Raw genomic sequence first — 14,424 nt, 5'->3', positions numbered from 1 at the left:
GCTGCCGGGCATCCAGCCCGGCAGCACGGCCGTTGTTGTTTAAAGCATTGAGGCGGGCCCCACGGGGCCTAGTGGCGGTTCAATTCCGCTGAAATGGCCAGCACCGCCTGACGCAGAACCGGGATGGCCCGGCTGGCAAAGTCTTCATCCACGCGTTGGACCGGTCCTGAAACGGAGATTGCCGTGGGGGTGGGTGCATCCGGAACAGCCATGGCGAAGCAGCGCACGCCAATTTCCTGTTCCTCTTCATCAATGGCATAGCCGCGTTCCCTGATGGTGTCCAAATCCGCCAGCAGGCCCTCCACGGTCCCATGGCTTTTAATGGTGGGCGTGGGCATTCCCTTGCTGGTGACAATGCTGCGCACCGTGTCATTGTCCAGCTGCGCCAGCAGGGCCTTGCCCACACCGGTGTCGTGGGTGTGGGCCCGCCGCCCCACCTCGGTAAACATGCGCATGGAGTGCGGGGACGGAATCTGGGCAATGTAAATCACCATGTCGGTGTCCAGCACCGCCATGTTGGCTGTTTCACCCAACTGCTTCACCAGCGTTTCCAACTGGGGCAGGGCCATCGCGCCAAGCTGCTTGGTGGCTCCCTCGCCCAGGCGGATCAGGCGGGGCCCCAGGGCGTAGCGCCGGCTGGGAAGCTGGCGGATGTAGCCCAATGCCACCAGCGTGCGCAGCAGCCTGTGAATGGTGGGCAGGGGCAGTTCCGTGGACGCTGACAGCTCACTGAGTGTGACGTTGCCTCCGGCGTCGGTAATCAGCTCCAGCAGTTCAAAAATGCGTTCCACGGATTGTACGCCGCCCGCTTTTACTGCCATGGTCCGTCTCCTACATAGTCCTACAGCACAAATAAATCCACATCGTGGCACAAATCTTCCAATTCACAAACATACCTCACCCCATGCCACCAGGGAGAAATAATCCAGATGGGTTGAAATTCCACCAGATAGATAATAATATCCATTATACGAAAACATTCGTATTGCTTGTCCGCCTCAACAGGCCCGACCTCAAGGAATCTCAATGGCGAATCCCAGCCCCGGCAACTCGATCACCCTGCGCGTCAGCGCACCCTCCAACTTCACGGTCACGAGCGAGCTCGCCGCTGCCGCAGCGTCGGCCGGTGCCGCCGTTACTGCTTTGGACATTGTGGAATCCGCGCACGAGTCAATTGTCGTTGACATCACCGCCAACACCACCGATGACGCCCACGCCGACCGCGTCAAGGACGCCCTGCAGGCCCTCGAGGGCGTGCACGTGCTGCACGTTTCAGACCGCACCTTCCTGATGCACCTCGGAGGAAAGCTGGAGGTCAACTCCAAGTTCGTCATCCGCAACCGCGATGACCTCTCCCGCGCCTACACTCCCGGCGTCGCCCGCGTCTGCATGGCCATTGCCGAGGATCCCGCCGCTGCCCGGAACCTTACCGTCAAGCGCAACACCATTGCCGTGGTCACCGACGGCACGGCAGTGCTGGGCCTGGGCGACATTGGACCCGCCGCAGCCCTGCCCGTCATGGAAGGCAAGGCGGCCCTGTTCAAGCAGTTCGCCAATGTCGACGCCTGGCCCGTCTGCCTTGACACCAAGGACACCGAAGAAATCATCATGATCGTCAAGGCCATGGCCCCCGTCTACGGTGGCATCAACCTTGAAGACATTGCCGCTCCCCGCTGCTTTGAAATTGAGCGCCGCCTCAAGGAGGAGCTGGACATTCCGGTCTTCCACGATGACCAGCACGGCACCGCCATTGTCACCCTTGCCGCCCTGACCAACGCCTTGAAGGTCGTTGAGAAGAAGATTGAGGACGTCAAGATTGTCGTGGCAGGCGTGGGCGCCGCCGGCAACGCCATCATTCAGCTGCTGCTGGCGCAGGGCGCGAAGAACATTGTGGCCTGTGGCCGCAATGGTGCCGTCAACCGCAGCGAGAGCTACACGGATGCGCACCGCACCTGGCTGGCCAACAACACCAACCCGGAGAACTTCACCGGCACCCTCCACGACGCCGTCGCCGGCGCCGACGTTTTCATTGGCGTCAGCGGACCGAACGTCCTGGGCGAAGCCCAGGTTGCCTCCATGGCACCGAAGTCGATCGTCTTCGCCATGGCCAACCCGACCCCCGAGGTCGATCCTGTCATTGCTTCGAAGTACGCAGCCGTGGTGGCCACCGGCCGCAGCGACTTCCCGAACCAGATCAACAACGTCCTGGCTTTCCCCGGCTTCTTCCGTGGTTTGCTTGATGCAGGCGTTTCAGACATCACAGATGAGATGCTGGTTGCAGCGGCCGCGGCCATTGCCAGCCGTGTTGAGGATTCCGAACTCAATGCCAGCTTCATCATTCCCAGCGTCTTCGACCCGCACGTGGCCGGCGACGTTGCAGCAGCCGTGGCGAACGCGGCCAACGCTTCACTTTCCGAAAGGGCCAACGCATGAGCAGTCAATCAGTACACGTCACCGAACCAACCCCCATCCCCCGCGCGGATGAAATCCTGACCCCGGAAGCCCTGGCCTTTGTGGCAGAGCTGAACCGCCGCTTCAACCCGGTCCGTGGGCAGCTGCTCACCGAACGCGGTGCCAAGCGTGAGCGCGTGGCCGCAACCGGCAAGCTTGATTTTCTGCCCGAGACGGCCTCCGTCCGCGAAGGCGACTGGAAGGTTGCCCCGGCACCCGCCGCCCTGCAGGACCGCCGCGTGGAAATGACAGGCCCGGCCTCACCGGCAAAAATGGCCATCAACGCCCTCAACTCCGGAGCCAAGGTGTGGCTGGCGGACCTGGAGGATGCCTCCACCCCGCTGTGGAAAAACGTCGTCGACGCCGTCTTGAACCTCAAGGACGCCGCCGAGGGCACCTTGTCCTACACCTCCCCGGAGGGCAAGGAATACCGGCTGCGCACCGATGCACCCCTGGCCGTCGTGGTGGCCCGTCCCCGCGGCTGGCACCTGAACGAAAGCCACATCCTGGTGGACGGCGAACAGACCTCCGGCGCCTTGGTGGACTTTGGCTTGTTGTTCTTCCACACAGCCAAGACCCTCATTGCCAAGGGACAGGGCCCGTACTACTACCTGCCCAAGATGGAAAGCCACCTTGAGGCCCGGCTGTGGAACGACGTCTTCGTCTTCGCCCAGGACTACCTGGGCGTGCCCCAGGGCACCATCCGGGCAACCGTCTTGATTGAAACCATTCCGGCGGCATTTGAAATGGATGAAATCCTCTACGAACTGCGCGACCACGCCTCCGGGCTGAACGCCGGACGTTGGGATTACCTGTTCTCCATCATCAAGTACTTCCGCGATGCCGGGGCTGCCTTCACCTTGCCCGACCGCGCGCAGGTCGCCATGACGGCTCCCTTCATGCGTGCCTACACGGAACTGCTGGTCAAGACCTGTCATGACCGTGGCGCCTTTGCCATGGGCGGCATGGCAGCAGTCATCCCCAACCGCCGCGAGCCCGAAGTGACGGCGGCGGCGTTTGAAAAGGTCCGCAATGACAAGACCCGTGAAGCCAACGACGGCTTCGACGGATCCTGGGTGGCACACCCGGATTTGGTCCCTGTCTGCAGGGAAGTCTTCGACGCCGTTTTGGGTGACCGCCCGAACCAGCTGGACAAACTGCGTCCCGAAGTCCATGTCACGGCCGATCAGCTCCTTGATGTTTCCTCCGCCGCCGGCGAGGCAACCGAGGCCGGCCTGCGCCTGAACCTCTACGTGGCTGTCGCCTACACGGCCGTGTGGATTTCCGGCAACGGTGCCGTGGCCATCCACAACCTCATGGAGGACGCAGCCACCGCCGAAATTTCCCGCTCACAGGTGTGGCAGCAGATCCGCAACAAGACCGTGCTTGCCGACACGGGCAACACGGTGACCCGTGAGCTCGTCACAGGCATTTTGGCCGAAGAAACCGAGAAACTGCGCGGTGAGGTGGGCGAGGAAACGTTCCAGAAGTACTACAAGGACGCCAGTGCGCTGATCGGCGACATTTGCCTTTCCGAGGACTACACGGACTTCCTGACCATCCCGGCCTACGAACTGGTGGGCTAGGAATGGCTGTACAAGCGTCACTGAACGCCAATGACCTGGCGCATATTGAATCCACCCTGAGCGCCACGGATGCCTTGCTTGACCGCAACTACCCCGGCGATGACGGCAGCCGCCAGCCCGTCCACACGGTCTATGTGCCGGCTGACAAGTTCACGCCCATCTTTGCCGCCGACTGGGGCGCGCAGGGTCTGGCCGCCATTGAGGACTTTGGCGGCCTGGAGAAGCTCGGTGCACTGCTGGGCCAGGACGCGGAGTTGGCAGCAGCCGTGGCCCCGCGGGTGGCCGCCAAGCTCACCGGCGAGCCCATCGAGGACCTGCGCCTTGACTTTGAGGACGGCTTTGGCAACCGCGGCGACGAGGCGGAGGATGCCGCAGCCGTGGCTGCCGCCAAGGCCGTCAGCGCAGCTGTCGACGCCGGGACGGCCCCGCCGTTCATTGGCATCCGTTTCAAGTGCTTTGAGGCGCCCACCCGGGCCCGTGGCGTGCGGACCTTGGACTTGTTTGTGTCCACCCTGGCCACTGCCGGCGAACTCCCCCAGGGCCTGGTGTTGACGCTTCCCAAGGTCACCACCGTGGACCAGGTGCACGCCATGGACTTTGCCGTCAGCCGCCTGGAGGAGATTCACGGCCTGCCCGCAGGGCGCCTGCGTTTCGAGGTGCAGGTGGAAACACCGCAGCTCATCCTGGGCCATGAAGGCACTTCCCCCGTGGCCCAGCTGGCCCATGCCGTGCCCGGACGCATCAGCGGCCTGCACTACGGCACCTACGACTACAGTGCCTCGCTGGAAATTTCCGCCGAGTACCAGTCCATGGAGCATCCTGTGGCTGATCTGGCCAAGGAGATCATGCAGCTGGCCGTGGCCGGCACCGGCATCCGCCTCTCCGACGGCTCCACGAACATCATGCCCGTCGGGGCCGGCGCCGAGCAGGCATGGGCCCTGCACGGACGCCTGGTGCGCCGATCCCTGGAGCGCGGCTACTACCAGGGCTGGGACCTGCACGCGAACCAGCTGCCCAGCCGCTTCAGCGCCACGTATGCGTTCTACCGGCAGGGCCTGCCCGCAGCAGCTGTGCGCTTGCGCAACTACGTGCAGCAGACCCCCGGCGCCGTCATGGACGAGCCGGCAACGGCACGCGCCCTGGCCAACTTCATCCTCCGGGGCCTGGTGTGCGGTGCCGCCGGGGCCGAGGAAGTGCAGGCACTGACCAGCCTGAACCACGATCAACTCAAGGCGCTGGCTCATCCCCGGCTCGCCTCCGTTTCCAGCTAAAGGACTCTTTTTATGGGCAAGTACTACTCCCCCGAAGGCGGCCTGCCGCCGCAGACGCATTTGACCACCGAGCGCGCCATTGTCAAGGAGGCCTACACGGTCATCCCCAAGGGCGTCATGACCGACATTGTGACCAGCACCCTGCCGGGCTTTTCCAACACCCGCTCCTGGATCCTGGCCCGCCCCATTTCCGGCTTCGCCACCACCTTCTCGCAGCTGATAGTTGAAATCGGCGCCGGCGGAGGCGCCCCGCGCGCCGAGTTCGAATCCGGCGTCGAAGGCGTCATCTTCGTGACCAAGGGCAAGGTCAACTTGACCCTGGAAGGTGAACTCCACCAACTCGAAGAGGGTGGCTACGCCTACCTCGCCGCCGGGGACGCCTGGGGTCTTGAAAACGTCTCCGACGACGTGGTGACCTTCCAGTGGATCCGCAAGGCCTACGAGCGTTTGGAAGGCTACGAAGCCAAGTCCTTCGTCACCAGCGATTCCGAGGTCGAGCCCACGGCCATGCCCGACACCAACGGTGCCTGGAAGACCACACGCTTCACCGATTCCTCCGACCTGGCCCATGACATGCAGGTCAACATTGTCACCTTCCAGCCCGGCGGCGTCATTCCCTTCCCGGAAACCCATGTGATGGAACACGGCCTGTACGTGCTCGAGGGCAAGGCCATGTACCTGCTGAACAACGACTGGGTTGAAGTGGAGGCGGGCGACTTCATGTGGCTGCGTGCCTTCTGCCCGCAGGCCTGCTACGCCGGCGGTCCGGGCGAGTTCCGCTACCTGCTGTACAAGGACATGAACCGCCAGATCCGTCTGACGTAGTTCCGCACCGCTGTGCCGGGGCCCGGCAACGGGCGCACCGCGCCGCACAGCAGCAGGGCATTGAGGCGGCAGGGTTTTCCACCAGGCGCCTCGGCCCGGGATTCGCATTCCATCAGGTGTCCGGAGTCATGGCATTCCATGACCCCGGGCACCTTTCATTTGTGGCAGAGGCTTTTTTTGCTGCCACCACCTCAATACGGGAGTTCCACCATGACCACATCCCCAGTGACTGCAGGGCTTCGCCGCACCATCACGCTCAAAACCACCAATGCCGCCCTCGCCAGCCTGGAACTGGAGGCCGCCGTGGCGCAAGTGGAGCAACACGCCATTGAGGAGAAACGCCATGGCGTGCTGGTCACGCGCCACGACCACGGCACCTTCACCATTGAAACGAGCCCCCTGGTGCCCTATGGCCAAACCCACGAGCACCGCTCCTGAGAACCGCACTGCAGCGTAAAATTCCATGCTCCGCCAGCCACCGCCGGGATTTATGACGTGGCACACAAAATGCCTTGCAGCCTGCCTTGACTACGGCCCCTTCCTTCCCTAGACTTTTCATAAAGCAAAAACTAAGTTTCACATAGCGAAAACATTAGTCGCTGAACTTCTTGGAAGGACCACAATGACGTACACGGTAAACTGCTCGATCCTTTTGACAGAACTTCCCCTGCTGGAACGCCCCGCGGCAGCGAAGGCAGCTGGCTTTGATGCTGTGGAATTCTGGTGGCCCTTTGATTCCTCCACCCCCGCCGACGCCGATGTCACGGCCTTTGAGCGTGCCATCACCGACGCCGGCGTGCAATTGACAGGCCTGAACTTCAACGCCGGCAACATGCCCGGCGGAGACCGCGGCCTGGTCTCCTGGAAGGGACGCTGCTCCGAATTCAAGGACAACATTGCCGTGGTGGCAGGCATTGGCGAACGCCTGGGCTGCAAGCACTTCAATGCCCTGTACGGCAACCGCCAAGAGGAATTCCGTCCCGAAGAGCAGGATGAACTCGCCGTCAAGAACCTGGTCGCCGCAGCGGAAGGTGTTGCCGGCATTGGTGGCACCGTGCTGCTGGAACCTGTTTCCGGCGCCCCCGCCTACCCGCTGAAGACGGCCGCCGACACCTTCGCCGTCATTGCCAAGACCCAGGCAGCGGGGGTGGCGAATGTGAAGTTCCTTGCCGACTTCTACCACCTGGCAGTCAACGGTGATGACGTGGAGGCAGTCATTGAAGAGCACGCAAAGGACTTCGGCCACATTCAAATCGCCGACAACCCCGGCCGCGGAGCCCCCGGCACCGGCGAGCTCCCCCTCGGCGAATGGATCACCCGCAGCCGCGAACTCGGCTACACCGGCCCCATCGGACTGGAATACAAGGCGGAAGCTGCGCAGGCCTTCACCTGGGCCATCCGCCAGCCTGCCAACTAACCCCTCCCCCACACACTTCACGTAAAGGAAACACTATGAGCAACGTTGCAGTCATCGGTCTTGGCATCATGGGACTGCCCATGGCAGTCAACCTCGTCAAGGCCGGCCACACCGTCAGCGGCTTCAACCGCAGCCAGGGCGCCATTGACAAGCTCGCCGCCGCCGGCGGACGCGGCGCCAGCTCCATTGCCGACGCCGTCAAGGACGCCGACGTGGTCATCACCATGGTTCCGGATTCCCCCGACGTGGAGGCAGTGGTCAGTTCAGAGGACGGCGTATTCGCCAATGCCCCCCAGGGCGCCCTCTGGATCGACGCCAGCTCCATCCGCCCCGACGTCTCCAAGGCCCTCTCCGAAGCAGCAGTTGCCGCCGGCATCCGCCCCCTGGACGCTCCGGTTTCCGGCGGCGAACAGGGCGCCATTGACGGTGTCCTCTCCATCATGGTGGGCGGTGAGGCCAAGGACTTCGCCGACGCCCAGGATGTGCTCAATGCCGTGGGCAAGACCATCGTCCACGTGGGCCCTTCGGGTTCCGGCCAGACCGTCAAGGCAGCCAACCAGCTGATCGTGGCGGTGAACATCCAGGCCCTTGCCGAGGCAGTGGTCTTCCTCGAGGCCTACGGTGTTGACACCGACGCCGCACTGAAGGTTCTTGGCGGCGGACTCGCCGGCTCCAAGGTCCTTGACCAAAAGGGCCAGAAGATGCTCGACCGCAACTTCGACCCCGGCTTCCGCCTGGCCCTGCACAACAAGGACCTCGGCATTGTCACAGCAGCGGCCCGCGAAGCCGGCGTCACCGTTCCCCTCGGCAGCGCAGTGGCCCAGCTGGTCACCTCCCTGGTGGCCCAGGGCGACGGCGGCCTTGACCACTCGGGCCTGTTCAAGGCGGCCCTGGCCTCCTCCGGACGCAGCTAGGGTCCACACCCCCATTCTTCCCGCCGCCGGATGATCCACTGAGACGTCCGGCGGTGGGAAACCCACCTTACTTTCAGCACCACCGCCAGGCCTGCGACGGGCCGGCCACACATTCTTCAAGGAGCACAGCATGGCAAAGATGCGCAGCGTAGACGCAGCCGTTTTGATTTTGGAAAAGGAAGGCGCCACGGAGATCTTCGGACTTCCCGGAGCCGCCATCAACCCGTTTTACTCGGCCATGCGTGCGCACGGCGGATTGAACCACACCCTGGCCCGCCACATGGAGGGCGGCTCGCACATGGCGGACGGTTACTCCCGCGCCGCCGAAGGCAACATTGGTGTTTGCACCGGAACCTCCGGCCCTGCCGGCACCGACATGATCACCGGCCTGTACGCAGCCCAGGCCGACTCCATTCCCATGCTGTGCATCACCGGCCAGGCGCCCGTGGCCAAACTGCACAAGGAAGACTTCCAGGCCATTGACATTGAGTCAATTGCGGCCCCGGTCACCAAAATGTCCATGACAGTGAAGGAGCCCGGCCAAATCCCCGGCGCCTTCCAGAAGGCCTTCTACCTCATGCGCTCAGGCCGGCCCGGCCCGGTCCTGCTGGATCTGCCCATTGACGTGCAGCTGGCGGAGATTGAATTCGACATTGACGCTTACGAGCCGCTCGTCCCGAACAAGCCCGCGGCAACGCGCAAGCAGGCTGAAAAGGCCCTTGACCTGCTGCTGGCAGGCGAAAAGCCGCTGATCGTGGCCGGTGGAGGCGTCATCAACGCCAACGCCTCCGCCCAGCTGGTGGAGCTCGCCGAACTGCTGAACATCCCCGTCATCTCCACGCTGATGGGCTGGGGCGTCATTGCGGACGACCACCCGTTGAGCGCCGGCATGGTTGGTCTGCAGACCTCACACCGCTATGGCAATGCCACATTCTTGGAGTCCGACACCGTGATCGGCATTGGCAACCGTTGGGCCAACCGCCACACCGGTGGCCTGGACACCTACACCAAGGGCCGCAAGTTCATCCATGTGGACATTGAGCCCACCCAGATCGGCCGCGTTTTCGCACCGGACCTGGGCATTGTCTCCGACGCCGGAGCTGCCCTGGACGTATTGCTGGAAGTTGCCCGTGAGCGCAAAGCCGATCTCGGCGTGCCGGACTACGGCCCTTGGACCAAGGACTGCCAGGCCCGCAAGGGCTCGCTGCAGCGCAAGACCCACTTCGACAACGTGCCCATGAAGCCCCAGCGCGTGTACGAGGAAATGAACGCCGCGTTCGGACCGGACACCACCTACGTCTCCACCATCGGACTGTCGCAAATTGCCGGCGCCCAGATGCTGCACGTCTTTGGCCCGCGCCGCTGGATCAACGCCGGACAGGCCGGCCCCTTGGGCTGGACCCTGCCTGCAGCCCTGGGCGTCGTCAAGGGCAAGCCCGGTGAAACCGTTGTGGCCCTCTCCGGCGACTACGACTTCCAGTTCATGATTGAGGAACTGGCCGTTGGCGCACAGTTCAACCTCCCGTACATCCACGTGGTGGTCAACAACTCCTACCTGGGCCTGATCCGCCAGTCACAGCGCGGCTTCAAGATGGATTACCACGTCTCCTTGGCATTCGACAACATCAACTCCCCGGAAACCAACGGCTACGGCGTGGACCACATCCAGGTGGCCGAAGGACTGGGCTGCAAGGCCATCCGCGTCGAGCGCCCCGAGGACATGGCCGCAGCCTTCGCCCAGGCCAAGAAGCTCATGGAGGAGTTCCGGGTTCCCGTGGTTGTTGAAGCCATCCTGGAACGTGTCACCAACATCTCCATGGGCACCGAACTGGACAATGTCAACGAGATTGAAGACATCGCCGAGTACGCCACCGACGCCCCCACCGCCATCCTGGCCCTGCAGGACTAGGCGGAAACATGCGCATCATCTTGGCTCCTGACAAGTTCAAGGGTTCCCTCTCCGCCCCGGACGTCGCCAAACATTTGGCAGCAGGCCTGCGTTCCGCGCAGGACGGGCTTGAGATTGACCTCATGCCCGTGGCCGACGGCGGCGAAGGCACCGTCGACGCGGTGGTCACGTCCGGGTTCAGCCGGGTCAGCGTCACCGTCCAAGGCCCCACGGGCCAGCCGGTCAGCGCGGACTTTGCCATCAAGGACAACGTTGCCGTGATTGAGATGGCTGCCGCCTCCGGGCTGGCAGTACTGCCCAACGGCGAGCTGGCACCTTTGGCCGCCACCACCTATGGCACGGGCCAGCTGGTGGCGGCGGCCATGGACCGCGGCTGCACCGAAATTGTCCTGGGCGTTGGCGGCAGCGCCACCACCGACGGCGGCGCAGGCATGCTCGCGGCGCTGGGGGCCACCTTCAAGGACTCCGCCGGGCGGCACCTGCCCCCCGGCGGAGGCGCCTTGGCCACTGTGACGAACATCGACCTGGGCAAACTGGATCCCCGGATGGGCGCCGTGCGCTTCACCTTGGCCAGCGACGTGGACAATCCCCTGCTGGGCCCTGACGGGGCGGCCACCATTTTCGGCCCACAAAAAGGTGCAACAACCGCCCACGTGGCACATTTGGAAAAATCCCTGGAGCGTTACTTCCGGGTCATGGCCAATGCCCTCGGCACAGCAGCCGTCGACGCCCTGGACGCACCAGGCGCCGGTGCCGCCGGCGGGACCGGCTACGCCGCCCTGGCTGTCCTTTCAGCCAAGCGCCGTTCGGGCATTGAAGTCATTTTGGAATTGACCGGACTCGCCGAGAAGATCCATGGCGCCGATCTGGTGGTCACTGGCGAAGGCAGCCTGGACGAGCAGAGCCTCTTTGGCAAGGCACCCATGGGTGTGGCCTCGGCGGCACGTGCCGCAGGGGTGCCTGTGGTGGCGGTGTGCGGACGCACCACCTTGTCAGCGGAAACCCTGGGCAAGGCAGGTTTCGCCCACAGCTACGCCCTGACATCCCTTGAGCCGGACACCAAACTGTGCATGCAGAATGCTGGTGTTTTGGTTACTGAAATTGGTGCCTTGATTGGTGCCCGGCTTGGCCAGATTGGTCAGGAAGAAGAGAGTTCTTATGTCTAGCAGTGTCGAAGTTGATCCGCAGGGGCAGTTGTATGATCTGGTCATTCGTGGTCAAAGGGTGTTGACGACAGCCGGCATTGCGGCCCGGGAGGTGGGTGTCCGTGATGGTGTGGTCATTGCCTTGGAACCTTTGGGCAATTATCTCCAGGGCCGTGAGGTCATTGAGCTCGCTGATGATGAGACCTTGATTCCGGGTCTGGTGGACAGTCATGTGCACGTGAACGAACCGGGCCGCACCGATTGGGAAGGGTTCGCTTCCGCGACCCGTGCCGCCGCGGCCGGCGGGGTGACCACCATCATTGACATGCCCTTGAACAGCATCCCGGCGACCACGAACGTGGAGGCGCTCCAGGCCAAGCGGGACGTGGCCCGGGATCAGGCGTTCGTGGATGTGGGTTTCTGGGGCGGGGCGATTCCGGGAAACACCAAGGATTTGCGGCCTTTGCATGACGCGGGCGTGTTTGGTTTCAAGTGCTTCCTGCTCCACTCCGGGGTGGACGAGTTCCCGCCCCTGGAAGCGGACGAGATGGAAAAGGACATGGCGGAGCTGAAGTCCTTTGACTCCATCATGATCGTGCACGCCGAAGATTCCCGCGCCATCGACCGGGCCCCCACCGCCGAAGGGGACCAGTACAACAAGTTCCTGGCCTCCCGCCCCCGGGGCGCGGAAAACCTGGCCATCGCCGAAGTCATCGAACGGGCCCGCTGGACCGGGGCCCGCGCGCACATCCTGCACCTGAGTTCCTCCGACGCGCTGCCCATGATCGCCAGCGCCCGCCGCGACGGGGTGAAACTGACGGTGGAAACCTGCCCGCACTACCTGACCCTGATGGCCGAGGAAATCCCCAACGGCGGCACCGCCTACAAATGCTGCCCACCCATCCGTGAAGCCGGGAACCGCGAACTGCTCTGGGCCGGCCTGCAGGACGGCACAATCGACTGCATCGTCTCGGACCACTCCCCCAGCACCCTGGATCTGAAAGACCTCAAAAACGGTGACTTCGCCGTCGCCTGGGGCGGAGTCTCCTCCCTGCAACTGGGCCTGTCCCTGATCTGGACCGAAGCCCGCCACCGCGGCATCACCTTGGAACAAGTCAGCCACTGGATGTCCACCGCCCCGGCCGAACTCGTCGGCTTGCACCGCAAGGGCAAAATCGCCCCCGGCCACGACGCCGACTTCGCGATCTTCGCCGCCAACGACGCCTACGTCGTGGACGTGCAAAAACTCAAACACAAAAACCCCATCACCCCCTACGACGGACGCGCCCTCTCCGGCGTCGTCCGCGCCACCTACCTGCGCGGAAACAAACTCGACGGCACCACCCCCACCGGCAAACTCCTGCGCCGCGGCGAAATCACCGTCCCCACCCCCGCATAAAACCACCCCCACCAGGCAACACGCCCGGTGAACCCCCGGTGAACCAACGGCGGACATGCCCCACAGCATGTCCGCCGTCGGAGTTGGGAGGCACTCCACACCGCTGGACCGCCGGTTGCTCCACGTCACAGTCGTCGCAGGTGAACCTTCGTCGCCGCACTCATGAAAGTCATACAATTGTGTCCCGAAAATTCCTAGGCAGCAGGGGGCTCAGAGCCGGCGGCCAAAAAAACAAACGCCTGGTTGACGCTGTTGACCCTGTGATGCCGCCGGCCCAGGCCATTTATAGGAATTCGGCTGTTTTGGGCGTCCTTGATGCATCATTTCGCGGCATTGGGCAGATTTTTTTCATGAACAATCCCATCACTGGGATACTGCTTGTTGCCGCGTTCGCCTTTCACAACAGCTGGTTGGCCCTGTTGCTTGTCCTGGGGTCATTGGGCGGCACTCTTGCTGCCCGGCTATTGAAGTATCAGGACGGCCTTGTCAGTTCGGGAATGTTTTCCTTTAACGGTGGCCTTTTGGGTCTTTTGACAGGGGTTTTTCTCATCCCTTCCGCACATCCCGCCGGCATCTTCTATGCGGTGGCGGCCGGCGTGGTCTCGGCTCCCGCCATGAACGCCACCGTGCGGATTTTCAGCATCACCCTGGGAGTGCCGGCACTGACAGTTACTTTTAATTTAGTGGGGCTATCGGCCTTGCTTTTAGGCTCCGCCACCGCTGACGGGGAACGAAGGAAGGCTTTTTCCGCTCTGTTCCCCCGCGTCCTGCAGTCACCTGAAACGACGCTACGGGCCACACCGGCTGGTGACCCGGTGTCCTTTATCGTGGGAATCTGCAATGGTGTCTTCCGCGGCATCAGTGAAGTTTTCCTCATCGACAGCCTCTGGGTGGGCGTGGTGATCCTTGTGGCCTTGGCCGTTTGTTCGCGTATAGCTGCGGTCATGGCACTGGCGGGATCCCTCATAGGCACCTTGACAGCTGTCGCATTGGGCGCAGATGGCAACCAAATCTATCTTGGACTTTGGGGGTACAACGGAGCATTGGTTGCCGTTGCCCTATTTGGCATTGTTCTGGAAATCAGCTGGAGCAGTTTCATCTTCACACTCTTGGCATGCAGTGCCTCGTCAGCTCTTTATGGGGCCCTCACCCAATTCCTGATGCCCCTGGGTTTAATTCCACTCACCCTGCCCATGGTCATAGTGGTGATTGGTTCCGCCTTGGCTGCACGTGGCAGCCGCTTGAAACCTATTCCGCTGGTGGACTACTCCACTGCCTGAGGCCGCCTGAAGCTGGCCGGGCGGAACTCAAGTAGCAGGTCTGACACCGGTGGAAAGTCCGCAGGGAGGCATTGGGTGGCTCAGGCTGGATTTTTATCCGGTTCCCTGCCTTTTATCCCGCATCCAGGCCATCGACTGTAGTGGAGCAGAGGATGTCAGCTCTCTGGCGTCATTAACAGCCACCTTGCGCGGCAAAATCCCAGAGTGGCCCGGCAGTCCACTGCCAG

General features: G+C 63.0%; 12 protein-coding genes. 11 read left to right on the top strand and 1 reads right to left on the bottom strand.

What is annotated here, in order from left to right:
• Positions 1-68: 68 nt before the first annotated feature.
• Positions 69-821 carry an IclR family transcriptional regulator gene (locus ACFUCV_RS10370; RefSeq protein ID WP_380815269.1) on the bottom strand — a complete coding sequence of 251 codons (753 nt, stop codon included), beginning with the start codon at positions 819-821 and terminating at the stop codon, positions 69-71.
• A gap of 205 nt (positions 822-1,026) precedes the next feature.
• Between ACFUCV_RS10370 and ACFUCV_RS10365 the strand changes: the two genes are divergently transcribed.
• From ACFUCV_RS10365 to ACFUCV_RS10315, 11 genes are all read left to right on the top strand, one after another.
• Positions 1,027-2,433, top strand: coding sequence for an NAD-dependent malic enzyme (locus ACFUCV_RS10365; protein ID WP_380815267.1), 1,407 nt, complete (start codon positions 1,027-1,029; stop codon positions 2,431-2,433).
• Complete coding sequence (aceB, locus tag ACFUCV_RS10360) at positions 2,430-4,037, top strand: malate synthase A (protein ID WP_380815265.1); 1,608 nt, start codon at positions 2,430-2,432, stop codon at positions 4,035-4,037. Before ACFUCV_RS10365 ends, aceB begins: the two co-directional genes overlap by 4 nt.
• A 2-nt stretch (positions 4,038-4,039) precedes the next feature.
• Positions 4,040-5,308, top strand: coding sequence for a DUF6986 family protein (locus tag ACFUCV_RS10355; RefSeq protein WP_380815263.1), 1,269 nt, complete (start codon positions 4,040-4,042; stop codon positions 5,306-5,308).
• 12 nt (positions 5,309-5,320) lie between these two features.
• Positions 5,321-6,133, top strand: coding sequence for a bifunctional allantoicase/(S)-ureidoglycine aminohydrolase (locus ACFUCV_RS10350; protein WP_380815261.1), 813 nt, complete (start codon positions 5,321-5,323; stop codon positions 6,131-6,133).
• A 210-nt stretch (positions 6,134-6,343) separates the two neighbouring features.
• Positions 6,344-6,571: a hypothetical protein gene (locus ACFUCV_RS10345; RefSeq protein ID WP_380815259.1), complete on the top strand. Its 228-nt coding sequence runs from the start codon at positions 6,344-6,346 to the stop codon at positions 6,569-6,571.
• A gap of 184 nt (positions 6,572-6,755) precedes the next feature.
• Positions 6,756-7,550: a hydroxypyruvate isomerase family protein gene (locus ACFUCV_RS10340; protein ID WP_380815256.1), complete on the top strand. Its 795-nt coding sequence runs from the start codon at positions 6,756-6,758 to the stop codon at positions 7,548-7,550.
• 35 nt (positions 7,551-7,585) lie between these two features.
• On the top strand, positions 7,586-8,464 hold the full coding sequence (locus ACFUCV_RS10335; protein WP_380815254.1) for a 2-hydroxy-3-oxopropionate reductase: 879 nt from the start codon (positions 7,586-7,588) through the stop codon (positions 8,462-8,464).
• A 130-nt stretch (positions 8,465-8,594) separates the two neighbouring features.
• Positions 8,595-10,373, top strand: coding sequence for a glyoxylate carboligase (gene gcl, locus ACFUCV_RS10330; RefSeq protein WP_380815252.1), 1,779 nt, complete (start codon positions 8,595-8,597; stop codon positions 10,371-10,373).
• A gap of 8 nt (positions 10,374-10,381) precedes the next feature.
• Positions 10,382-11,539, top strand: a complete 1,158-nt coding sequence (locus ACFUCV_RS10325) for a glycerate kinase (RefSeq protein WP_380815249.1) — start codon at positions 10,382-10,384, stop codon at positions 11,537-11,539.
• Positions 11,532-12,917: an allantoinase AllB gene (gene allB / locus ACFUCV_RS10320; RefSeq protein WP_380815247.1), complete on the top strand. Its 1,386-nt coding sequence runs from the start codon at positions 11,532-11,534 to the stop codon at positions 12,915-12,917. Before ACFUCV_RS10325 ends, allB begins: the two co-directional genes overlap by 8 nt.
• A 263-nt stretch (positions 12,918-13,180) precedes the next feature.
• Complete coding sequence (locus ACFUCV_RS10315) at positions 13,181-14,197, top strand: urea transporter (protein ID WP_380815279.1); 1,017 nt, start codon at positions 13,181-13,183, stop codon at positions 14,195-14,197.
• The last annotated feature ends 227 nt before the right edge of the window (positions 14,198-14,424 follow it).

The sequence above is a fragment of the Specibacter sp. NPDC057265 genome, assembly GCF_042668835.1.
In the GTDB taxonomy this organism is placed as follows: Bacteria; Actinomycetota; Actinomycetes; order Actinomycetales; family Micrococcaceae; genus Specibacter.
This window is presented reverse-complemented; position numbering and strand designations above follow the sequence as displayed.

What these genes read in the sequence shown, in the direction of transcription:
- ACFUCV_RS10370 (WP_380815269.1), bottom strand. Translation starts at nt 821, where the DNA reads ATGGCAGTAAAAGCGGGCGGCGTACAATCCGTGGAACGCATTTTTGAA.
- ACFUCV_RS10365 (WP_380815267.1), top strand. Translation starts at nt 1,027, where the DNA reads ATGGCGAATCCCAGCCCCGGCAACTCGATCACCCTGCGCGTCAGCGCA.
- aceB (WP_380815265.1), top strand. Translation starts at nt 2,430, where the DNA reads ATGAGCAGTCAATCAGTACACGTCACCGAACCAACCCCCATCCCCCGC.
- ACFUCV_RS10355 (WP_380815263.1), top strand. Translation starts at nt 4,040, where the DNA reads ATGGCTGTACAAGCGTCACTGAACGCCAATGACCTGGCGCATATTGAA.
- ACFUCV_RS10350 (WP_380815261.1), top strand. Translation starts at nt 5,321, where the DNA reads ATGGGCAAGTACTACTCCCCCGAAGGCGGCCTGCCGCCGCAGACGCAT.
- ACFUCV_RS10345 (WP_380815259.1), top strand. Translation starts at nt 6,344, where the DNA reads ATGACCACATCCCCAGTGACTGCAGGGCTTCGCCGCACCATCACGCTC.
- ACFUCV_RS10340 (WP_380815256.1), top strand. Translation starts at nt 6,756, where the DNA reads ATGACGTACACGGTAAACTGCTCGATCCTTTTGACAGAACTTCCCCTG.
- ACFUCV_RS10335 (WP_380815254.1), top strand. Translation starts at nt 7,586, where the DNA reads ATGAGCAACGTTGCAGTCATCGGTCTTGGCATCATGGGACTGCCCATG.
- gcl (WP_380815252.1), top strand. Translation starts at nt 8,595, where the DNA reads ATGGCAAAGATGCGCAGCGTAGACGCAGCCGTTTTGATTTTGGAAAAG.
- ACFUCV_RS10325 (WP_380815249.1), top strand. Translation starts at nt 10,382, where the DNA reads ATGCGCATCATCTTGGCTCCTGACAAGTTCAAGGGTTCCCTCTCCGCC.
- allB (WP_380815247.1), top strand. Translation starts at nt 11,532, where the DNA reads ATGTCTAGCAGTGTCGAAGTTGATCCGCAGGGGCAGTTGTATGATCTG.
- ACFUCV_RS10315 (WP_380815279.1), top strand. Translation starts at nt 13,181, where the DNA reads ATGCCGCCGGCCCAGGCCATTTATAGGAATTCGGCTGTTTTGGGCGTC.